This is a genomic window from Enterobacter sp. MALB-1, from assembly GCF_041021625.1.
GTDB classification, from domain to species: Bacteria; Pseudomonadota; Gammaproteobacteria; order Enterobacterales; family Enterobacteriaceae; genus Enterobacter; species Enterobacter oligotrophicus.
In genome coordinates, this window is sequence record NZ_JBDPJL010000001.1 from 1,125,931 (window position 1) to 1,150,431 (window position 24,501).

General features: G+C 54.2%; 10 protein-coding genes. 1 reads left to right on the plus strand and 9 read right to left on the minus strand.

What is annotated here, in order from left to right:
• Window positions 1-42: 42 nt before the first annotated feature.
• The 9 genes from ABGB15_RS05490 to evgA all read right to left on the minus strand — a co-directional run bounded on the left by ABGB15_RS05490 (window position 43) and on the right by evgA (window position 22,118).
• A complete protein-coding gene (locus ABGB15_RS05490; protein WP_313327606.1) occupies window positions 43-10,920 on the minus strand; it encodes a BapA/Bap/LapF family large adhesin in 10,878 nt (3,625 codons plus the stop codon).
• Window positions 10,921-11,593: 673 nt separating this feature from the next.
• Window positions 11,594-11,950 (minus strand): hypothetical protein, encoded by a 357-nt coding sequence (locus ABGB15_RS05495; protein ID WP_152081957.1) that lies wholly within the window; start codon window positions 11,948-11,950, stop codon window positions 11,594-11,596.
• A 469-nt stretch (window positions 11,951-12,419) separates the two neighbouring features.
• A complete protein-coding gene (locus tag ABGB15_RS05500; protein ID WP_225903454.1) occupies window positions 12,420-13,460 on the minus strand; it encodes a fimbrial protein in 1,041 nt (346 codons plus the stop codon).
• Window positions 13,451-15,952: a fimbria/pilus outer membrane usher protein gene (locus ABGB15_RS05505; RefSeq protein WP_215722655.1), complete on the minus strand. Its 2,502-nt coding sequence runs from the start codon at window positions 15,950-15,952 to the stop codon at window positions 13,451-13,453. Before ABGB15_RS05505 ends, ABGB15_RS05500 begins: the two co-directional genes overlap by 10 nt.
• Window positions 15,953-15,963: 11 nt before the next feature.
• Window positions 15,964-16,641, minus strand: coding sequence for a molecular chaperone (locus tag ABGB15_RS05510; RefSeq protein WP_152081955.1), 678 nt, complete (start codon window positions 16,639-16,641; stop codon window positions 15,964-15,966).
• 46 nt (window positions 16,642-16,687) lie between these two features.
• Window positions 16,688-17,206: a fimbrial protein gene (locus tag ABGB15_RS05515; RefSeq protein WP_152081954.1), complete on the minus strand. Its 519-nt coding sequence runs from the start codon at window positions 17,204-17,206 to the stop codon at window positions 16,688-16,690.
• Between the two features lie 119 nt (window positions 17,207-17,325).
• A complete protein-coding gene (locus tag ABGB15_RS05520; protein ID WP_152081953.1) occupies window positions 17,326-17,850 on the minus strand; it encodes a LuxR C-terminal-related transcriptional regulator in 525 nt (174 codons plus the stop codon).
• 459 nt (window positions 17,851-18,309) lie between these two features.
• Window positions 18,310-21,486 carry a transporter substrate-binding domain-containing protein gene (locus tag ABGB15_RS05525; RefSeq protein WP_215722657.1) on the minus strand — a complete coding sequence of 1,059 codons (3,177 nt, stop codon included), beginning with the start codon at window positions 21,484-21,486 and terminating at the stop codon, window positions 18,310-18,312.
• Between the two features lie 2 nt (window positions 21,487-21,488).
• The gene (evgA, locus tag ABGB15_RS05530) at window positions 21,489-22,118 is read right to left on the minus strand and encodes an acid-sensing system DNA-binding response regulator EvgA (RefSeq protein ID WP_215722658.1); all 630 of its coding nucleotides are present in this window, start codon (window positions 22,116-22,118) and stop codon (window positions 21,489-21,491) included.
• 199 nt (window positions 22,119-22,317) lie between these two features.
• On the opposite strand from evgA, the gene iroN reads away from it, so the two are divergent.
• Window positions 22,318-24,492, plus strand: a complete 2,175-nt coding sequence (iroN, locus tag ABGB15_RS05535) for a siderophore salmochelin receptor IroN (protein WP_215722659.1) — start codon at window positions 22,318-22,320, stop codon at window positions 24,490-24,492.
• Window positions 24,493-24,501: the final 9 nt, after the last annotated feature.

Below are 24,501 nucleotides of genomic sequence, written 5' to 3' on the forward strand. Positions count from 1 at the left end.
TGCCCAGGCGACAAGCGCCTGGGTCATTTGGTGCGTGTGTGGTCAGGTAATAATGTGTTGCTGGTTGACGAGCTCGTCGTAGGTGGTCTGAACGTTATCCAGCGTAACGAGCGTGGTTGTGGCGTAGGTACTCCCTGCGCCATCACGGTCGATGGCGATCACCGTGTTCCCGCCGCTTTGCGTCACGTGGAGGTAGTTGCCTAATGTCGAAGCGCTTCCGTTCCAGCCCACCAGCAGATCGCCAATGTCGATTTTGTCCCCCTGTGAAAGTGAGAAGTTGGTCCAGTGATCGCCCGTTGTGCCTGAGATGTTGCCTGCGGTGGCGTTGCCAGCCGTAGCGTTCAGCACCTGGTAAATCAGCGTGTCGCCATAGGCTGTACCGGTAATCAGATCGTTGTGTTCAGAGCTGATGAACTGCGGTGCCATGTTGATGGTCAGCGAGGCGCTGTCCGTTTTACCGGCGGCATCGGTCAGGGTGTAGTTAAAGACCTCCTTCGAGGTGATGGTCGAGAGTGAAATTCCGGCATTGAGGGTGTAGGTGTAATGACCATCTGCGCCAATCGCCAGCGTGCCGTAGTGGCCGACGACATTCACCGTGGTGCTGCCGGTGTACGGGTCCAGCGTGGTGGTCACGCCGTCATAGCCGGTAATACTTACGCGGGTGTCTACCGAGTGCAGTTGATCCATTGCCCCGGCGGAGTCGGAACCGTCAAAGATGTTGCCGTTAACGGTGTGGCCGCTGGTAGAGTCAAACTGGCTAAGGGAGTAGGTGGTGCCGGTGACGCTTGGGGTGATGGTGATCCCGCCCAGCCCCAGTGCCGGTACGCTACCGGTGTAGCTCAGGGTATAGGTTCCGGCATTCAGATCCAGACCGGTCACCGCGATATCGGCATTGCCGCCCAACAGCAACCCACCGCCGAACGATCCGGTTCTGAGGGTGGTCCCGCCTTGTGAAATCGTCCAGTTAACGGTCAGCCCGCCCAGCGTCAGCAGCGAGGTCACGTTGAAGTGCAGTACCACATTATGCAGCGCAGTATTGGCATCCACCACGAAGGTGCCGCTGCCGCTGCCCGATGTCGTTGCCAGCAGGGCCGCGTTCCAGTTTGCAGACCCTACGCTGGTATCCGAATACAGCGACGTGTGATGCACCGGGGTGATATCCATTGTGGAACTGACATCGTTCACCGCATCCATCGCCTGCGCGGTCGGCGTGATGTTCAGCGATGCCGTGTCTTTCGCGCCACCGGGCGCGGTAATGGTATAAACAAAGGTGTCCGGGGTGTTGATATGGTCAGACCCGATCCCGCTTTTCAGGGTGTAGGTGTACTGCCCGGACGCAGTGATCGTCAGCGTGCCGTACTCTCCCTGAATCGTGGTCGGGCCGCTGCCGTTCACCGCCACACCGTTGACATCAGACACCACGGTGCCGGATGGCGCAATGTCATCCGCCAGCACGTCTCCGGTGGTGGAGGCCCCAACGCTTGCCACGCTGTAGACATGATCTTCCAGCACATTGAGCGTGTACGCCGTCAGTGCGGTGATCCCCGCCGCCGTATTCAGCAGGAACAGGTACTCCCCGGCAGGCAGGTTTAGCGTCAGTTGGGATGACGTGCCACCCAGCAGCGGCGCACGCAACCAGCCCGGCTGGACGCGGAGCTGCTCGAAAGTCTGCGTGGCGTCGTTGAACTTATAGATGTACAGGTCAAACACTGACGCCAGCGCCACGCCTCCCACGGAAGCCTGAATGGTCATGGTGCGGGTGGTGCCTTCTTCAACGTTGTAGATGATCGGGTTGCTCAGATCGTCCAGCAGGTTCAGCCCCAGCGTATTGCCGAGATTAATCCCCACCACGGTAAAGCCGCCCTGCGACGAGGTTCCGTTATTTATCGAATGGACGGTGGTGTCGAAGGTCAGCGAGGCCGTGTCGTCCACGGCCACAATGCTGTTGGCCGTGGTGCCTGCGCCGAGTGACAGCACCAGATTTGCTGACGCACTGACGCCGTTATGCGTGATGGTGTAGGTGAAGTTCTCGGTACGGCCAATCACTGAGGCGCTGGTGTTGGTGAGGGTGTAGGTGTAACTGCCGTCCAGGTTGATGGTCAGCGTGCCATAAAGCCCCTGGACCTGCGTTCCGTCAGCGGTCACCGCGACCGTGTCGCCATCCGAGTTGGTCACCGCTGTCACCGTGGTGCCCGCCGGGGCGTTATCGCTACCGGTGGCCGGATCGTCATCAAGGATCACGTTACCGCCGAGGCTGGTGGTGCCCGTCACCGTACCTGCGCTGGTCTCTTTGATGTCAACATCCAGGCTGGTATAAGAGCCGGTTGCCAGCAGGTTAGTGTTGTAGCTCAGCACACGATACTGCCCACTCGCCAGCCCGGTCAGGTTCAGCGATACGCCAGTAGCGCCGAGCGTCAGCAGGTCAGCAAACTGCGGCTGTCCGGTATCCACCACCGTGGTCCAGGTTCCGTTCTCCGTATCCAGAACTTGTACCACCAGCTCAAGCGTGTTGAGCAGTGAAAGTACCGCTCCCGTTGCATTGGCGTTTACGGTGATATCCGCACTGCCGCCGCTCTCCACCGTAAACCCGACCTGCGCAGTGTCATTACCGAGCAGCGTGAGGATGTTGTTCGCGGCCCCCACCAGCAGGAAGCCGTAATCGCTGAGCTGCGAGTGGGTCACCGTTGCCGTGGTGCTGATATCCAGCTCCTCGACGTTGGTACTGGCCGACAGCGGCACCACGGGCGCAAGTGCCGAGCCCGGCAGCGAGACGTTGCCTGCCGCGTCCGTCGCGGTGATCTGCAGCGTCTGGCCTTCCGTCTGTTTATTGAGGAAGGTGTAGCTGTAAGTGCCGTCACTCCCTGCGGTAGTGGTCACCGTTGTCCCGTTACCCAGAAGAATGGAGACGGTACTGCCCGCTTCGGCGTTACCGGTCAATACGCTACCGTCTGCGTTAAAGGTGCCGGTTGGCGCTGCTGGTGCCGTGAGATCGACGATAACGGTCGTGGCCGATGAAACCGGGCTGGTCCCTGTGGCGTTACCCGCCGTGGCGGTAAAGGTGTGGGCACCTTCGCTTAATGCCGTCGGGGTAAAGCTCCAGTTACCATTGACGTCCGCCACAACGCTCCCCATCGAAACACCGTTGTTATACAGGGTGACGGTGGAATTGGGTTGCGCGGTGCCGTTCAGGGTCGGCGTGGTGTCATCGGTGGTTTTCCCGTTGGTCAGATTTCCGGTCACCGTACCGACGTTATCGTCGATGGTGGCGATAACCGGTGCGTTCGGGATCGTGGTAAACGGTGCCGTGACCGAAGCACTCGCGCCTGCGTTTCCGGCTTTATCGGTGGCAAACACCTGCAGGGACTCCCCGCCCGTCTGCGCCGGAGTGATGGTGGCATTAAAGTTGCCGCTCCCATCCGCCGTGGCTGTACCGAGTACGGTTCCGGTACTGGTGGTGATGGTGACGGTACTGCCCGCTTCGGCGGTTCCGGTGACGTGCGTACCGTTGGTGATCACCGCGAGGCCTGTTGGTGCTGGCGGCGGCGTCAGGTCGACCACAATTGACGTGACGATTGATGGCGCACTGGTATTGCCCGCCACATCGGTCGCGGTCACCGTAAAGTTATGCCGCCCTTCCGACAACGTGGTGCTGGTTTGCGGCAGCGTCCAGTTGCCGTTGGTGTCGGCGGTAACGGTTCCCACGAGCGTGGTGCCGTCGTAGATGCGAACGGTTGAACCGGCTTCGGCAGTACCGTTCAGCGTCGGACGGGCATCGTTGGTCGGATTACCCCCGGTCACAGGCCCGGTGATGGTACCCACATCATCCACCACGGCGCTGATAACCGGTATAGCTGGCGCGGTGGCGTCAACGTTTATCACATAGTCGGCAGTTTGTGCGCTGGCGTTGCCGGCCGCATCGGTTGCCGAGAAGGTCAGACTATGCGATCCGTTGCCCAGTCCCGTCGAGGGTGTAAAACTCCACGTACCGCCCGTGGCGGTGACGCTGCCAATTTGCACACCGTTATCAAAGATGTTTACCGTTGCTCCCGCCTCCGCTGTACCGGTGAGGGTTGGCTGCGCGTCGTTGGTTAACCCACCGTTGGCGATTGGCGTGGCGGCGTTGCCGACATCATCCGTGATGCTGGTTAATACCGGTAACGCAGGTGGCGTGGTGTCAACCGTCAGGCTGAAGCTGGCTGAAGGCTGGCTGTTATTACCCGCCACATCGGTGGCCTGCGCGGTAAACGTATGTGTACCGGGGCTCAGCGTGGTGGTGAGATCAATCGTCCAGTTGCCGTTGGCATCGGCCTGGCCGGTGCCAATCAGCGCTGAGTTTTCATAAATTCTCACCGTGGCGTTCGGCTCGCTGGTCCCGCTAAGACGTGGCGAGATGTCGTCAGTGGTTTGACCGGTGCTGAGTTGTCCCGTCAGAGAACCGGCATCATCAAGCGCATAGGTAATGACCGGCGCATTAGGGGCGGTGGTATCGACAATCACGGTGAAGCCCGGTGACGCAGGGCTAACGTTGCCTGCTGCATCGGTTGCCGTTGCGGTCCACGTATGGCTCCCGCTGGTCAGTGTGTCTAGGGTAAAACTCCATGCCCCCGAACCGTTAGCCTGGGTTGTGCCAACGAATGCGCCGTTTTCGTAAATCGTGATGGTCGCATTATTTTCCGCCGTCCCGTTCAGCGTTGGCGTGGTGTCATCAGTGGTTTGGCCGGAAGTAAGGGGTGTCTGAACCGGGCCTGCATTGTCACTGGCCGTGGCGATAGTGGGGGCGAGCGGTACGCCCGTATCGACCGTCAGGTTAAATGCGGTGCTGGTACTGCCGCTGTTACCCGCCGCGTCGGTTGCATTGAACGTAATGGCATGTTGGCCATCGCCCAGCGGATCTGTCGGTGTGAAGGTCCAGTTGCCCTGCGCATTCACCAGCGCGGTGCCCACTTCTGCACCGTCCACCAGAATGTGTACGGTTGAGCCCGTTTCGCCCGTCCCGTTGAACGTCGGACGCGCGTCGTTGGTTGAATTACCGGTACTCAGTGTACCCGTTACCGGGCCGACATCATCAATGACGGTAGAGAGTACCGGTGCGGCTGGCCCGGCGGTATCTACTGTAAAAGTATAAACCGACGAGTTAGCCGAGACGTTACCTGCGGTATCGGTGGCATTCACCCTCAGCGTATAGGTTCCGTCCGGCAGCGGTATCGTGGGGGTGAAGTTCCAGGTGCCGCCTGCCAGCACCGTTGTGGAGCCGATCTCGGTGCCGTTATTGAAAATATGCACCGTGCTGCCTGCCATCCCGGTCCCGCTCAGCGTTGGCGTATTGTCGTTGGTCACCTGTCCGGTGGCGATATTGCCTTCAATGCCCCCTGCGACGTTGTCCTCTACGCCATTGAGCGTAGGGACGGCTGGCGGTGTGGTGTCGACCGTCACGCTGTAGACGGCAGAAGGCGTGCTGACGTTCCCTAACGTATCGGTCGATCTGACCGTAAAGTCATGTGCGCCTTCGACCAGTGCGGTCACTGGCGTAAATGTCCAGTTGCCACTGCCATCGGCGGTGACGGTGCCGATTTGCGTAACGCCATCAAAGATTGCGACGGTGCTGTTGGCTTCTGCCGTGCCGGTGAGCGTTGGCGTGGTGTCGTTGGTGGTACTGCCACTGGTGACATTGCCCGTCACGCTACCGACGTTATCCTCTGCTCCCAGAATAACGGGCGTGGTGGAGGTCGTATCGACCACGACGTTGAACGCCGCTGAAGGGGCGCTCTGATTGCCCGCCGGATCGGTGGCCCGAATGGTCAGCGGGTTGCTGCCTTCGGCCAGGGGAGAGGACGGCGTAAAGCTCCAGGAGCCTGTTGGCCCTGCTTGTGCAGTCCCGATAGCAATACCGTTATTGTAAACGGTGATGGTGTCACCCGGCGTCGCCGTACCGCTGAGGGTTGGCCGGGTATCGTTGGTCGCCTGCCCGCTGGTGAGTACGCCGGTGCCAGGAGGAACATCATCGGTGACCGCGCCAATAGTGGGGGCGAGCGGGGCGGTGGTGTCGATGGTGACAGCCGCAGCAGGTGAACGGCCGCTTGTCTCAAGCCCTACCGTGGCGGTCGCCTCGAAAGTATGCGTGCCTTCACTCAATGGAAGCGGCGGGGTATAACTCCAGGTTCCACCGGCCAGCACCGGAATGGTGATCAGCGGGATCAGGCTGCCATCCATATAGAGGGTCACCGTACTGCCCGCGACGGCAGTACCGCTGATGGTCGGCATCGTATCGTCTGAGGTTTTGCCGATTACGTTACCCGTGACGCTACCTATATTGTCGTCGATCGCAGTGATCGTCGGTACGTCCGGTAAATCAACCGGCGCTGCCGTAACGGTGAGATCGACGGGTTGGCTGTTATTCCCTGCTTCATCGGTTGCGGTGACGCTCAGCGTGGTGGCATCCGTTTGTGCCGGACTGACGGCGACGGAAAACGCGCCGCTGGCGTTGGCGACGCCCGTACCGATCACGTTGTCATCGGCATCTCTGATCGTGATGATGGAGCCGGGGTCGGCATTACCGGTGACCGGTGTCCCTTGATCGGTAATGGCAAGGTTTGTTGGGTCGGCCGGGGGAACGTTGTCCACGGTAACGGTGGTGGTCGGGCCTGGCGTGCTGTTACCGGCGGCATCGTGGGCAATCACTGAAATGTCCGTTAAGCCCTGATCCAGCGGCGTTGTCGGTGTGAATGTCCAGGTGCCATCTGTGTTAACGGTGGCAAAGCCCACAGAGTCTTCATTAATGAAGACTTCAACGGTGCTGCCCGGTTCGGTTCTCCCCGTAATTTCGGGGGTTGTATCTTGCGTGTACAACTGCCCGCCAGACAGCGTGCTGCCAGTGATTTCGTCGATTTGCGGTACGGCTGGCGGCACGGTATCAATGGTTACGGTGAATCCCGCCCCTGGTGTGCTGGGGTTGCCCGCCGCATCCACCGCAACGGCGGTCAGATTGAGTGTGCCGTCCGGCAGGGCCGATGGCGTGATGGTCCAGGTGCCGTTCGTTACGATAGCTTCACCAATGGCGACGCCATTGTTGTAAACAATAACCCGATCGCCACTGACACCTGTCCCGGTGATATCCGGCGTGTTGTCGTTTGTGGACCCGCCGCTTCCGACACCCCCCGCCAGGGTAATCACCGGAGCCGGAGGCACAAGGGTATCCACGTTGATGGTGATCGGATCGGAGGTTACGGAGACGTTCCCCGCCTCATCCGTTGCGGTGGCGGTGTACTGGTGCGAACCTTCGGCGATATTCGTCGCAGGCCGCCAGCTCCAGTCGCCGTTAATGTCTGCGGTAACGCGGCCCACCTCAACCGGATCGGCATTATTCACGCGATCGTAAATAATGATCACGTCGTTTGGTTCGCTGCTGCCGCTCAGGACCGGGCGCGGATCGTTGGTGCTTTCGCCATCCGCTACCGGGCCAGTGATTTGGCTGACGCTGTCGGTGACGGTCGGAGTGGCGGGTTTATCGGGTGCCTCGGTATCAATGACGATGGTCACCGGCTGCGAAGGTGAACTCTCATTGCCTGCACCGTCTTTGTTGGTTACGGTCAGGGTGACATCATAAGTGCCGTTACCGAGCGGTGGCGAGGCCGTCCAGCTCCATTTTCCATCTTCACCGACCGGGACTTCAGCCTTTTTCACGCCATCAATATAGATAGCTACCGTTTCTCCTGCGGTTCCCTCACCGCTTAACGTCGGCGTGGTATCGCGGGTGGTGTCGCCTGGGTTCAGTAATGTACCCGTAGTGCCGCCGTCCGGGTTAACGGTGACATCCGGCGCGTCCGGCGTGACGGGCGCTATCGTATCTATCACCAGGCTGAACGGTGGGGAAGTGGTGACATTTCCTGCCGGGTCGGTGGCTCGGACGGTCAGGGTGTGTGTGCCGTCTGTCAGCGGTGTTAAAGGGGTAAAGCTCCAGCCACCCGTGCCGTTGAGCGTGGCGGGGCCCAGCAGCGTGGTGCCGTCATACACGGTGATGGTCGTGCCAGCGGGGGCCGTCCCCGACAGCAGGGGTTGTGTTTCATCCGTCGGTGAACCGCTGGTGACAGGGCCGGTCACGTCGCCGGTGTTATCCGTCACGCTTCCGATGGTTGGCGTACCGGGGGCTGTGGTATCGATATTAAGCGTAAATCCGCCCGTGGCGGAACTGGCGTTACCGGCCTGATCGAGCGCGACGGCGGTCAGGACGTGGCTGCCATCTGCAATGGCTGTCGCCGGACGGAAGGTCCAGTCTCCACTGGAGCCCACCACTGTTGTACCCACCTGAGCGCCATCAATACGGATGCTGATTGTCGCGCCAGGCTCGCCCGTGCCGCTGATGGCAGGGCGGTTGTCATTGGTCGGCTGGTTGCTGGTCAGCGGGCCAGTATTACCTTCAACAGCGTCCACAACCTGGGTGATCGCTGGCGTTGCGGGCGGCGTGAGATCGACGGTAATGCTCCAGCTGTTCGATGTACCGCTGGCATTGCCTGCATCATCAATGGCTTTGGCTGTAAAGACATGCCCGCCCGCGAGAATATTGGCGGGCAGAGTATATGTCCAGACGCCTCCCTCCGGTATCACCAGCGTTCCGATTTGGTTTTGACCATCATAGAGATAAAGCCGTGTGCCAGCTTCACCCGTACCGTGAAGCGTCGGCGTGCCATCATTGGTCAGGCCACCGTTGGCAATCGGTCCGACGATGTTAAGCACGTTATCTTCAACGGAGGTGATGACCGGCGTTTCTGCGGGCGTAATATCCGGCGCACTTGCAGAGGTCGTTGGGCCCGTATTGCCCGCGTTGTCGGTCGCATCTGCCGTCACTGTTTCACCATTCACTAACGGCGGGATAAGCGGAATGCTGAATGTACCGTCATCATTAGCGGAGCCAGCGGCGATTTCAGTGCCACCCTCGTCTTTAATACTGATGGTACTGCCCGGCTCCGCCTCGCCGGTGATGGTGGTGCCATCATCTGAGACGTCAACATTTGTAGGCGCTAATGGATCGGTGGTATCAGGCGCGTCGGCAAACCCTGGCTGGCTGGTGTTATTGGCTCCGTCGGTTGCGACAACCTGTAGCACCTCGCCATTTGTTTGTGCCGGGTCGATCCCGACGGAGAAATGACCGTCGTTGTCCGCCGTGCCGCTGCCAATCACGGTGCCGGTAGGGTCTTTAATTGTTACCGTACTGCCCGGTTCGGTGTTGCCGGTCACTGTTCTGCCATCGCCAGAAACGGCAAGATCGGCCGGGATAGCCGGTGGTGTGGTATCGGGTACACTCAGGCTGGCTGTTGCCGTGGCCGCCGGGCTGACGTTGCCCGCGGCGTCAGTAGCAATGACGCTGATAACCGCGCCGCCAGGCTGAGGGGGTGCCAGGGGGATGCTGAAATTACCGTTAGCGTCGACAGGTGCAGTCCCGATCGGGATACCGTTGCTGTCGGTGATGGTGATCGTTGTATTGGCTTCTGCGGTGCCTGTTGCCACGGTTCCTGCGGCATCCAGCGCGACGGTTGGCTGGTCAGGTGGGGTGATATCTACCGTGATCGTAATCGCCGGGGAGGGGACGCTTTGGTTGCCCGCGACGTCAGTCGTCTGCACCGTAATCTGATGGCTGCCTTCGCTGAGGTTCACCGACGGCGTAAAGGACCAGTTGCCATTGCTGGCGACATTTGCAGTACCAATGGCGTTGCCATTGTCATAAACCGTAACGGTGGAATTGGCTTCCGCCGTGCCGCTAATCCGGGGACGTTGATCGTTGGTGCTTCCGCCATTGCTGAGAGGGCCGGTATTGGGGGCAACGTCATCGGTTAAGCCGGAAATGACGGGGGCCGTTGGTGCCACGGTATCAACGATAAAGGTGGCGGCAGTGGACGGTGCGCTGGTATTGCCGGCAGCATCGGTCGCGGTGGTGGTAATGACGTGATTGCCATCGGCAAGGGCGGCAGGTGGCGTAAAACTCCAGTTGCCACTGGCATCAGCTTTCGTGGTGCCAAGCAGGCTGCCGTTGTCATAAATCGTGATTGTCGTCCCCGCTTCAGCCATGCCGCTGAGGGCAGGGCGTGCATCATCGGTTCGTTGCCCGTTTTCCAGCGGGCCCGTTTCGGTGCCGACGTTATCGTTAACAATCAGAATATCCGGGGCGTCGGGGACGGTCAGGTCAGGGGCGATGACATGACCGTTCTGGCTGGTATTACCGGAAGCGTCGGTTGCTGTGGCGGCAAGCTGTTCGCCATTGGTCATTGGCGTACCCAGCTCAATCGTAAATTTGCCGTCGCTACCGGCTTTACCCGTTCCTGCCAGATTACCGTTGGCATCTTTAAGCGTTATTGTGCTTCCCGGTTCGGCGGTGCCGGTAACGGTTTTACCATCCGGTGAGAACTGCAAATTTGTTGGGGCATCCGGCGGTGTGGTATCAGGATTAGAAGGATTGCCTGGATTGCCGGGGCTGGTGGTGTTGTCATCGTCATCTCCACCGCCGCCACCGCCACCGCCACCGGCTGCGAGGGCGACGCCCCCGGCAACGGCGAGACCACCGAGCACCCAGGGCCAGAGGGCAGCACCGCCTGCGTCTGAACCGGATGACGCCATTAACGCGTCGATGGACGAGATAGCTTCGTAATGTTCAGCGGCAGTCGGATCTTCAATCCACCACAATGCGCCATTCTCTTCTTCCAGCACCAGCTGGCTCACCCCTTGAGCGTCGCCAACGTAGAAGTTTTTCAGGGTAACCACTTCCCCCGAATGCAGAGATATCACCAGATCGTTACCGCTACGGGTGTAGTGTGAAATGTCGGCCCGCCCTACATGGAGCTTAACGATAGAGGAATGGTCCAGAGTGATCCGGGTGCCTTCCGTGGTCGTTTCCACGCCAGTAAGTTTCGATATAACAGAGATTTGGCTCATACAGTTATTACTCCAGCAGAGTTGTCATGGACGGCGTGCAAGACATGGTCATCTCTTTGCTGAGGGTAAAGCGCGCCCCCGGCGGAGTCGCTGATAGTTAATCAGTGCTCACCGTAACGTTCTTCAGCGCGGCCGATGCCCGCCAGCATCCAGAATGGCAACATCAGGGCGACTCTAATTATTTATTGTGGATAACGTTGTCTTTTTAATTTTTCCTGATATATAAAGCCCTGTGTGTAATAGAGGTATTAATTTAATTCGCTCTAAAAAGGATATAGCTATAAAAAACTAAATATGCAAATTACGCCTCTGTAAATGCCATTCGTGTCATTGAAAAAGTATTTATTCACCACGTCAATATAAAGCGGTATGTCTGAAAGGCCCGCCAGACGCCGGGTGGTGTTCAGCTTTACACAGTTTATGAGGGGCAGGGTATTTATTATTGAATGTATATATTCATTACCGCTTAATTAATGTTTAAGACGCGGTAAAGTTTAACGTATAAGATATATTATGTTTGCTCGCATTAATGAAATATATGCTGGCAGGGGATGTTTATTCTGCTATGTAAAAATGAAAATGCGGTAGCACGTAATTAAAAAATAACCTGATTTATTTTTGTGAAGGGGGAAGTAAAAAGGCCGCGACAGCGGCCTTACGGGACAGGTGATGATTATTCAGTGACTTTCTTTTCTAACTCACTGGCACCTTGTTTGGTTTTGTTCCAGCCTTTCTCAGCACCTTCTTTGGTGGCATCCCACCCTTTCTCTGTGCCTTCTTTGGTTTTATGCCAGGCTTTCTGCGAATCTTCGCTTACCTTGCTGCCAACGCTGTCGCTTTTCCCTTCAGCGGCATGCTGCTGTTTCAGCTTCAGCTCTTCACCTTTGTTCTGCTCTTCGTGCAGTTTTTGCTTCGCGTCGTTGGCATTCGCGTTTGCCGCCGCTACGGTATCGTCAGTTGCATGTGTGGTCGCAGCAAAAACAGGTGAAGCCAACAGAATGGCAGATAATGCAATAATCGTTTTTTTCATGTTTTATCCTCAATTAACGTTTTCGTATTATGAGCGTGATTAAGGATGACATGAGAAATATGCAGATGGCTTTAGGAAAAAACTGTAAATGGTACATTACGGTTTATGGGTAATATTTAACCAGCAAATTTACCCGATGGGTAAATAACCCATTTCCGCAAGAGCAGCCAGCGTCAGGAGAATGAAAAGTATGACAACTATTGGTCTGTACATAGGCTGTGTCCGTCCTGGTTGTTGTGGTTTTTTAAGTGGCAAATCAATTGGTTAGGGGATTATTCTGATCTTTGTTTTCATGTGCTCAGCGTGGAGTCCGTCTGACGCATTATGCTGTTTTTTTATTTTCCACGAACCCCGATAAATAGCTTTGATATCAGTCAATGTTGATGGTTGAGTATTTAAGCCGTCTGACGCTCAACATTGAAAACCCAGCCACGGGCTGGGTTATCCTGAATCAGAAACGAACGATGACTTAATGGTACGTTATGGTAAAGGCTGCTACCCCATTCGCCGTACCGGTCGTGATCGAATCGCCCGTCTGGTAATAACGCGCTTTAAGCGGCACTGAGAATCCGCCAGATGACGATGACGTTCCAACGGCGACATCAGAACCCAGCACCATCGGCTGGTTGTTATACAGTAACTGGAGCCCAACGCCCGTAGCGGCGTTAGTTCCACCCGTGATGTTCAGCACGCCTTTGTTCGCATCAAAAATATTACCTTCCATTTTTACGCTGACCCGTGTTCCGGCATTACAGACCATCGGCAGCGTGAAAGATTGCGTGTGCGCGTCTCCCGGCGTGGTGCCTTTGCCGTTAAAGGCTTTTTTATCCACGTCTTTCATATTCACAGGAACAAACGTCGTCTGTAGGTTACAGGCCGGCGTGGTAATCGTGAATGCATTGATATTGACGGCAGCCTCAGGCGAATGCCAGAGCAGCAAGTTATTCAGCATGGTTAAAGACGCGACGGAGAGTGACGGTATCGTCCCGGACCCGGTTTCTGAAGCAATTTTATAAAAAGTGATGGTCACGGTAGCGTTCAAATCGGTATAGATCATCCCGCTCTCATTTTCACAGAGCCTGACGGTATTTACATCTGTACGGATGGTATCGCTTCCTGTGATCGTCTTCTCTCCTCCGGCACATATTGTTGTTGCGCCTGACACAGAATATCCCACGCCCGGAATATCCGTTCTGTACATCCGGCGACCGTTGAGCAGTATCTCGAAACGGCCAAGCGCTCTGACACCAAAAATCTGATGGGAGAGAACCCCTTGTTCGCCGCTCCAGCAGTTAAACGCACGGATCAACGGCGTCGTGACGGGTGTCCCGATAACTGAACCCACGGGCAGATCTCGGGGTATGGTGATGTTCTGCGGCGAGATCGTGGTAGAGGGCGTAACTGTTGCGCAGTTCCACGCCAGCGCAGCGTGTGAAAATAATCCCAGCGGGATGAATAATAAGATACCTAAAATTCGATACATTTTTCTTTCTCTCCAGATCAGTGGCATTGCGCGATAACGGTTTGCGGTTTGTCAGAGATCTGCGCTATCTCATACATTGCCTGACAACTTCCTTCGGCCCAGGTCACGATCACAGTCGCTTTTTCTGGTACGCCGTTGAGCCAGACGCGTTTACGGTCGTCAACAATCCCTTCCGGAATGTTGTCGTGATTTTTAATACGGGTTGTTGCGCCAAAGGGGATCGCTTTCCCGGCTAACTGGAGCATGACCTTATAACCGGTGACGGTAGGATAGTCAGCCAGCGCCAGCGCACCTTTGGTCGGCACAACGGTACGTGTGTCATTCACCACGTCGGTGTTTTGTTTCAGCGATGCGGTATCCAGCGAAAGCGTGTTTTGTCGATAAGGCGTGACGTAAGGCACAACGGCAAAACCTTTGCTGTCGGTATAAATCCCACTGTTGTTTGCTACTTTCACATCCGCCGCATTGTCTGCTTTTACCAGCGCCATCGTCTCGCCCAGCGGCTGTGTAACCGAGACGCCGTAAGGGTGAACCACCAGTCCGCCCTGTGCCCCAAGCGAAACCTGACGGTTATCGCGTGAGTAGTTGTAACCAAGCTGGTACTCCCCGTTCCGGCCTTTGTAAGTGACGGACGTATTTCCCATCACATCTGAGCCTTTACTGTTGTAGCCTTGCTGCACGTTCCAGCTCAGCTTCTTGTCTTCCAGCGCTGAACCGGATAAACCCACCTGCGAGGTGGTGTCGCCTTTCTTGTTGGTATTGCCAGAGAGCGTCATCCAGCTGTCTGGCAGGAAACGCGAGAACGGGATCTGTACCGTAAAGGAGACGATATGATCGTTCTCATTGCGCCACGGACCCTGTGAATAGCTGTAGTTAAGGCCGTAATTGATATTCTGTATGCTGGTGTTGTAACCGACGTTAACGCTGCGTTCGGCGTCGCCGCCCCAGTAATCCTGCTGCCAGGCGGAAAGGTTTATATTTGCCGAATCACCGAGTCGTTGGTTGAGCGTCACCTGCGCCTTACTGCGTTTGTTCCGCTCGTATCGCCAACTGTTGCCTTCCCGTATCCTGTCGTTCCCCATTCGGTAAGTATTCACATCCCCGTTCGCTTCCTGAAAATCACGAAAACCTGACGAGGAATAGCGATAGCCCATCAAACTGAACGAGGTGCCTGTCGACGCAAAGTCTTTGGCGTATTGTGCCCGTAACGACACGCCTTCTTCCGTGCCGTTCGGAAGTTGCGTGCGGGCAAATGTGGTATCTACTGAGATCGAGCCAAATTCACCGAACCCTTTCCCGACACCCAACGCCCCGGCCCAGTAATCTGCAGAAGCCAGCGTGCCGCCATAGAGCGTTGTATCCAGAGGCAAACCGTAGCCCACCGTACCCTGCAGAAACTCCGGCTCTTTATCCTTGCTGTTTGACGCGCGGTATTTCCCCGCTGCCAGCGTATATTTGAGCTGTCCCTCACGCTGCATTACCGGTACAGCCGAGAAGGGCTGGATGAACTGGTGCACCGTGCCATCCGCTTCACGTACCACAACCTCCAGATCGCCGCTGGCGGCAGTCGGATACAGGTCGTCAATGACAAACGGACCGGGTGGAACATAGGATTGCCAGATAACGTTTCCACTCTGCCGAATGGTTACCTGGGCGTTGCTCTGGGCGATTCCGCGCACCACGGGAGCAAAGCCGCGTATGCTCTCCGGCAGCATGGTGTCGTCGGACCAAAGCTGCATACCACGAAAATTCACGCTGTCGAATACGCTGGCCTGCGTGTAGCTGTCTCCGATGCTGAACTGGCTTTTCAGCGCCTTAATGTCACGTTCCAGAGACGTTCCGATGGTGTTCCAGCGACCGGTGCCATCGTTGTTGTTATAGGTTGAGTAATTACGTAAGCGCCACGGGCCAACGTTAATACCGCTGCGCAGGTTTAAATAGCCGTCATTGCGTGACTCGCCGCTGGTATGGCTGTTGGCACCAGATAAGTTGTAATTCAGGAACAGCATATTCAGCCCATCGTCCCACTGCTCCGGCGATACGGAACCCCGCGGATCGCGCTGCAGGTACTCCTGCGGTATTGAGAGATCAAGGCGCATCCCGTCAAACTGGAAAACAAGCTGGCTGCCGGGAAGCTGTTCACTGAGGTTTTCAATTTTTGAACTGTCCGCCATGCGCATCCATTCTGGCTGTGCATTACGCTTCACGCCCCAGTTCACCAGTTCGGCACGCGTCAGTTCTGGCTTTAATCCGCTCTCATTATCGATAAACGAAATATTCCGTGACTCAAGAAAATTACCGTTAACATAGACATCAACGAGATAGACGCCAGGGACCTGACCGTTCCCCTTATTAAAACGCGAGATATCGATATCCTGAGGAATATTCCCACGGGTTTCAATAAAATCGGGAGAGAAGTAATCGTCAGCAACGGCAGCAGGAATATGCGTACACAGGTAAATAAACGTGGATAGCTGAGTTAACTTAGCAAAGCCTGAAATAGAGTTGACATGGAACATGACGTATTAACCTACATTTTAAATTTATGTTCAGCCGTAATGCCTCCGAAGTCATTAATCGCACGCCATGATACTTCACCACCCGTTACCGCCGACTGAGGTAGCGATACCGTTTGAAATGGTAAAACCATTGGAGGTTTTGCTAGTTCTTTTCCATTCACCTTGATGTCATAAAGCGACACGCTATAAGGTGATGGGTTATGAATATGTAATTTTCCACCTTCACGCGAAAACGTTAACTGCTGATACGCCAGAGAAGGATTGCCTTTTAACCCTGCGGGGCGATAAAACACCTTCATTTTGCTTTTTACGGCAATTAATAATTCATTTTTAGCGTCCGGTGATGACGACGGAATCGCTTTGATGTTTAACCAGTAAATACTTTCCCTGTCAGTGGGTAACGTATTTTCAGCCAGCATAATGCGTACTGAGTTTTGCGCATGCGGATTTAATTTAAATAAGGGTGGGGTAGTGATAAACGCATTGTCACTGTCATCCCCATTTTCGTCTTTATTCACCCAGGACTGAATCAAATACGGCTTGTTATCTGGGTTGTTAACGCTTATCGATGCTTGTTTAGCGGCACCGTTATAAATAAGGCGGGTGCCGCCTATTTCTACACCACTGATTGCCGCCGGAGAGATAAATAAAAGAGCAACGGCAACGTTTTTAAATACTTTCTGTAACATGAAGAGATCCTGATTGAATGACTCAGGGCCACGATGGGCCCTGCTTTTACTGGTAGGTAACGGTAAACGCGGTTGAAGAGTTTGCCGTACCTGCGCCAACAGCGCCGGTTGCCATGTATTTGGCAAAGTAAGTCAGCGTATTATCAACATCTTCCTGCAGCGTTATGCTGGAAGATGCAGAGCCAACCGGGATGAGCGTTGAGTTATCCTGCTCATAAATTGCCACGCCGACGTTCGTCGCGGTCTGGCCATTATTCAGTGCCAGAATTGACGGGTTAGCAGCATGAGTGATGCCATCAAAACGAACGCTGGCGCTGGAAATACTTTCCGGGCAGGATTTCAGCAGAATGTTAAAACGCTTTGATGCCGCTGTTGCGCCGTTACCGCCTGAGAATGCCGTAGCAGAAACGGTTCCCAACTCGACGGGTTGTGCAATAGCCGTGGTGTCAACCACACAGGCTGTGCCGGTAATATTTCCGGTAAAGTTAATCACGCCGTCGGCTGCATTTGCGGCCTGTAACGCAGACAGAGATAAAATTGCAGAAATCAGTGAAATCTTTTTCATATAAAATCCAGTAAATTAAATGAATATTCAGGAAATAAAATACAGTTGCTTATCGTGTTAATATGTAATGTGCTAATCACCTCCAGTGAAATAATTGCCTGGCGAATGATCTTGTCTGATTACGACAGATCGGTTTCGCAGGTTTCTGATTTGTAATTCTCCACGCGCGCGATATTACGATACAGCGAGATACGGTTCCCGGCCTGGAGTTTGAAAACCAGACTGCGGCGGTGGGCATAAAATGTTTTGACTGTCATGCCCAGTCGTTTACCAATCTCATCTGCATTCAGCCCTTCTTGCATGCAGGAAAGCACTTCACTTTCCCGCAACGAAAGGGCATATTTTACCCGGTATGAATAACGGGAGTTATTGACAAATAAGCACGACAAAATTGCATTTAGCTGGCTGCGCCTGTCAATAAAAACAATATCCTGCAGATCTTTTAACGCATAATAATCAAGATCGCTGGTTATAAATGCGATGATTTTCCGGTCAGAAAACAGATATTCTTTAATCTTTTCAAGGCTCGTTGACTCAACGTCCACGATGTAATAATTCTCATCAATCAACTCCGGCGTTAACAACGCACTGATGCCAACGATAAAAAAGTAATCATCAGAAAAAACGGAGTTTGATAAATCCATAAAAATTCCCTTTTCGGCATGTCCTCTTTGGTTATTGAGTGGCAGAAATTCACCTCATGTTTCGCTATAAAATTTACAGAAAATAAATTCAGATGACATCACAAAAGTAATGGTTTCCGAAAGCGATTATAAAAACGATCGTTTCTACTATTTTTTGATTTTGTCTGGAGTAATAAGCCATTTGTGGCGGTGTTTGTTGAAACAAAAAACCACAATTTAACCATAAAAACAAAATATAAAACTGGCGCAATGGATAGGTGCGCCTTAATGATCTTGATGTGTTTGATAGCTAAAACCTGGAGCAACGACAAAAATGGAATTTTCTTAGGAAGTATTCCAGGTATTATTAACGAAATATATTGCGTCTCAACAAGGCTAATTTTACCTGGTTAACAGAGAAGCAACATCGGCGGTGGCTTATTTTTTTGTCAGGGTGCGCCTACAGGTGTAGGAAAAATATTATGGAATGAATTTTTCGATGGCCTGGTCCAGTTCATCAAGTAAAATTTCAATATGATTAAGTTCTACGGTAAGTTCTGCATCTGAAATAGCGTCAGGTAACTTATCTTCCAGCGACTGTGCTATCGCCATTAACGTTACGATCCCCAGCAGTTGTGCCGTTCCGTTAATGCGATGAATGTGGTGTTTCACCGTCAAATAATCTTCAGCACGTGCCGCTTGCCGGGCGGCGGCTAAATCTCGCCGGTTTTCCTGCTGCGCATCTTGTAAGGCTGAGAGCATAAGCGCCCGATTCCCTTGTGCTAACAGGCCAAGCCTTTCAATATCAAACATCATATCGCCTGTTTCTGCCACGCCGGAGAGTAAGTGAGAAATTTGCGATAAGGTCACGGGTTTGAAAAGACAGGCATTCATGCCCGCCGCAAGGCAGCGCTCGCGCTCGTGCTCCTGTGCGGTTGCGGTCAGCCCCCAGATGGGGAGGGTGTTATCCACTTTTCGCACCTGGCGGGTAAGCTCAATGCCATCCATGACGGGCATATTGAGGTCGGTGATGAGCAAATCGTAGCGGCCTTGCCGGACGAGCTGTAAGGCCTCTTCGCCATTTTCGGCTTCATCGGCGATAATCCCCAGCGTCGCGAGCTGACGTTTCAGTAGCAACCGGCTGGAAGGGTGATCGTCTGCGATCGCGACGCGCAACGCACCCTGAATAACCGGTGGCGGAGGCACGTCCACGGGGGCCACAATGGCCTCCGGCGACGTTTGCACGGGCAGGGTTAACGTCAGGGTGGTTCCGTGATTAACCTCGCTTTGCAGTGCGACCGTTCCCCCCATCTGCGTCATCAACGCCCGGCTAATCGCTAAACCCAGACCTGAACCGCGATGCTGTTGTCCCGTTTTTCCCTGACTGAAAGCGGTGAACAGGCGACGCTGCTCTTCGGTGCTGATGCCGGGACCGGAGTCACTTACCGACAGGAGCAGCGTATCGTTATGCTTTGTCGCCGAGACCCGGACGTAACCCTGCTGAGTAAATTTCACTGCATTGCCAATGAGATTGGTGAGCACCTGTCCCAGCAACTGCGGGTCCAGCCGCATCGCTTCTTTCGGTTCCAGCTGCGAGTCATAACGCAGGTCGATCCCTTTTTGCGCAGCCAGGGCGCTAAACAGCGACATTTTTTCTGTCACCAGCGCATCAATATTTACCCACTGCGGCACCACGTCTATCAGCCCCGATTCAATCTTTTCCAGATCGAGGATTTCGCCAATGAGCTTTAACAGCGAGCGAGATGCCTGAGCAGCCTGGTCAATGGAGGCTTTATCCTCAGGCGTGAAGCGTGCGGGAGACAACTGCAGAAGCTCCAGAAAACCCATAATCGCGCTGACCGGGGTACGGATTTCATGGCTCATATGCGAGAGAAATTCCCGCTTCTCTTGATTGGCCTGTTGCGCTTTGTTCCGTTCTGCTTCCAGTAAACGTTGAGAACGTTTTTTTTGACGAACTTCCCGCGCAAGATAAACGGCCCACAGCAGGCTGCTCACCACCAGCAGAGTCGCGAGTATCGTTACCCAATAGAACGGCCGGTTGTACAACTCCCAGGTGTCGATTTTGACATCTGGCAGGCGTATCCATTTGCTGACGATCTGGAAAATCTCTTTTTGCGGAATATCGTCAAGCGCTTTGTCCAGGATCTGCCGAAGCTCCGGCTCGGAACGGGGAACCGCAAAACTGATTGCGGCGGGATCTTCACCCGCAACAGGAAACCAGCTGAGCCGATCGGGATAATAATGCTCACTCATATAGCGGGCGGTCAGTTGATTGGTAATGGCGGCATCGACTTTCGCCGTCGCCACGAGATTTAGCGCAACGCTGGAGTTCTCCACCTCTTTCCAGCGGATGCCTGGGTAGCGGGCTTTAAGTTTCGCCAGTAAAACGTGATCGGAGCCGATCGCCACATGCATCCCCGATCGCAGGGCGCTCTCCTGTGCATTCTCTTTTCTGACTACCGTGACAAATCGGGTGGTAATAAAGGGATGGGTAAAGGAGAGATAGTTTTCGCGACTTAAATCGTAGGTTGCGGCCTGCACAATATGCCAGTTGCCTTTCTTCATCTCTGAAACCATCTCTTCATTCGATTTCACGATAATGGTTTCAAACCGCATGCCGGTTTGCAGGCCGATCAGGTTAAGAATATCTCCTGCCACACCGCGCATTTCCCGGTTACTGTCGACCATCGTGTACGGCGCAAACCACGGATTAACAATGACGCGGAGCGTTTTGTGAGTATGCAGCCACTGTTTTTCTCGCTGGGTCAGGTTCAGCGGTTCTAACAGAAAGGAGAGATTGCCTTTGTCGATCATTGACTGGGCAATTTGCCCGTGAATATTTTCATCGATCGCACTGAGCGTGTTATTCACAATGGTTCGCAGGCGTTCCTGCGTTGGTAAAAATAAAAATGCGCTTTTTTTCTGCGGCTCAGGCCAGTATTTCACCGTTGCCAGCGCCAGACTAAATTCCTGAGACAGCCAGGTGCTGGTGGTCAGCGAATCGCCAATGAACCAGACGTTTTGGCCGTGAGCGACGGAGCTTAACGCTTCCTGATAGCTGGAGTAATTTGCGATCTCCGCATTCGGAAATGACTGGCGGATAAAATCGTTATCAGGGTAGTGATCCACAATTGCGACGCGGGTCGGTTGTGTGCTCTGCAAGGGAGCCATCACGTTCGCCAGCGACGTCACCAGATTGGGCCATGAATGCACCAGCGGCTGCGAGGCCTGAATCCCTGCTTCAGCTAAAGGCAGAGAATCCAGCCCGGTCAACACCATATCGGCCTTGCCCGTTTTCAGGGCGTTAATTGCCGACGCTTTATTCGGCCAGGCCGTCACGCTGACGCGGATATTGAGCGAATGCTGGATCAGCGCAAGATAATCGGCATTCATCCCACGGTAACGCCCCGTGAGCGTGGTCTGAACGAGAGGAGGCTGCGCGGGTTGATAAACCGCCACCTTAAGCGTTTTTTTCTGCTTTAACCAACGCCTGTCATCGTCACTCAGATAAACGGTGACCGGCGTGGTGTAATTGTAGCCCGACAGTTCCAGCTCAACGGGGGACTCATCCTGCGCATAAACGACTCGCCAGGCAACGGATAACATGATGAGCACGACAGCGAGCCATTTGTTCATTTTCAGGTCAGCTTATTTTGATGGGCAAATGAGAGCAATTCGATTAATGATTTGCAGCCTAACTTTTCCATTAAACGTGTTTTATAGGTACTGACCGTTTTACTGCTGATATGCATTGCATCGCCAATCCGGGCATTATCAAGGCCGCTAAGCATATAACTCATGACCTTCATCTCTTGCGCTGAAAGCGACTCCAGCCGTTGCGCATCCGTGAGCGTCACAGACGGTTCTTGCGGGAAGAAAGGGAAATAGCTGTAGCCCTTTTGCGCCGCGTTAAGCGCTGCAAGAATATTGTCCAGATCCTGTTTTTTGCTGATAAACGCGTTAGCACCCGCCTGGGCACACCGTTTACTGTAATAACGATCGTTTTTGGCTGACACGACGATCACTACACCGGTGAAGTGCCGCGCCCTGAGCTTTTCGACCAGTTCAACCCCATTCACGCCGGGGATCTCGACATCGACGACCACAATGTCCGCTGTCGTCCTTGCCAGCGCGTTTAACGCAGCCGTCCCGTCTTCAAATTCATTGATAACGGTGATGCGCTCTTTCTCCAGCACGCCACGAATCGCCAGACGCGCGAGAGGGTGATCATCCACAATGATTGCTGTGTGTAACGCTGCTCCGCTCATGTTCAGCCTCAACGTTGCCGTTATGAATATAATATCTCATTGCCTCATGCCCGTGTTGTTAAGGATTGCCTTACCTCTCGTTAAATGATATTAATTATCATTCTTATAATAAAACAATAATGACAGTAAAAAATATCTGGCAAGGATGTGAGCTTAACGATCAACCACTTTTAAGTTAGGCATTTATTAGGGAATGGGTATGAGAATTAACAAGATCCTCTGGCCGCTAACTGCGCTCCTGGTAGGGTTGAATAGTCAAGTATCAGTAGCCAAATCCTCCGACGATAACGACGAGACCCTGGTGGTGGAAGCCACCGCTGAGCAGGTACTCAAACAGCAGCCGGGCGTGTCGATTATTACTAGCGAAGATATTAAAAAGAACCCTCCGGTCAACGACCTCTCCGATATTATTCGCAAAATGCCTGGTGTCAATCTGACCGGCAATAGCGCCTCGGGCACACGCGGTAATAACCGCCAGATCGACATTCGCGGTATGGGGCCGGAAAACACCTTAATTTTAATTGATGGTGTACCGGTGACGTCGCGCAACTCCGTGCGTTATAGCTGGCGTGGAGAGCGTGATACCCGCGGCGACACCAACTGGGTGCCACCTGAACAGGTTGAGCGTATCGAAGTGATCCGCGGCCCTGCGGCGGCGCGCTACGGTTCGGGCGCAGCGGGCGGGGTGGTGAACATCATTACCAAACGCCCCTCCAACGACTGGCACGGTTCGCTGTCGTTATACACCAACCAGCCGGAAAGCAGCGATGAAGGCGCTACGCGTCGCGCCAACTTCAGCCTTAGCGGGCCGCTGGCTGGTGATGCGCTGACCATGCGCCTGTACGGAAACCTGAATAAAACCGATGCCGACAGCTGGGATATTAACTCCTCGGCCGGTACGAAAAACGCGGCCGGGCATGAAGGGGTGCGCAACAAAGATATTAACGGCGTTGTCTCGTGGAAATTAAACCCGCAGCAAATTCTCGATTTTGAAGCCGGATATAGCCGTCAGGGGAATATCTATGCGGGCGATACGCAAAACAGTTCTTCCAGTGCCGTCACTGAAAGCCTGGCGAAATCCGGCGAAGAGACGAACCGCCTGTACCGGCAGAATTATGGCATTACGCATAATGGTATATGGGACTGGGGACAAAGCCGTTTTGGTGTCTATTACGAGAAAACCAATAACACCCGCATGAATGAAGGATTATCCGGCGGCGGTGAAGGGCGTATTTCGGCGGATGAAAAGTTCACGACCAATCGCCTGAGCTCCTGGCGAACCAGCGGCGAGCTTAATATTCCGCTGAATGCGCTGGTCGATCAAACGCTGACCGTGGGGGCGGAGTGGAGCCGCGATGAACTCGACGATCCTTCCTCTACCAGCCTGACGGTGGATGACAGTGATATCGGCGGCATTTCTGGCTCGGCTGCGGATCGCAGCAGTAAAAACCATTCCCAAATCAGTGCGCTGTATATTGAAGATAATATTGAGCCGGTTCCCGGCACGAATATCATTCCAGGCCTGCGCTTTGATTATCTCAACGAGTCCGGCGGTAACTTCAGCCCCAGCCTGAACCTCTCGCAGGAATTGGGCGATTACTTCAAAGTCAAAGCGGGGATTGCCCGAACCTTTAAAGCACCAAACTTGTATCAATCCAGCGAAGGTTATCTGCTCTACTCGAAAGGCAACGGTTGTCCAAAAGATATTACATCGGGCGGCTGCTACCTGATCGGTAATAAAGATCTCGATCCGGAAATCAGCATCAATAAAGAAATTGGGCTGGAGTTCGCCTGGGAAGATTACCACGCCAGCGTGACCTACTTCCGCAATGACTACCAGAATAAGATCGTGGCCGGGGATAACGTTATCGGGCAAACCGCTTCAGGCGCATATATTCTCCAGTGGCAGAATGGCGGGAAAGCGCTGGTGGACGGTATCGAAGCCAGCATGGCGTTCCCGCTGGTGAAAGATCGTCTGAACTGGAATACCAATGCCACCTGGATGATCACCTCGGAGCAAAAGGACACCGGTAACCCGCTGTCGGTCATCCCGAAATATACCATTAATAACTCGCTTGACTGGACCATCACCCAGGCGTTCTCCGCCAGCGTCAACTGGACGTTATACGGCAGACAAAAACCGCGTACCCATGCGGAAACTCGCAGTGAAGATACTGGCGGTCTGTCAGGTAAAGAGCTGGGAGCTTATTCGCTGGTGGGGACGAACTTCAATTACGATATTAATAAAAATCTGCGTCTTAACGTCGGTGTTAGCAATATCTTCGATAAACAGATCTACCGATCTTCCGAAGGGGCGAATACCTATAACGAGCCTGGCCGGGCTTATTATGCCGGTGTTACCGCGTCATTCTGATCGTAGTAT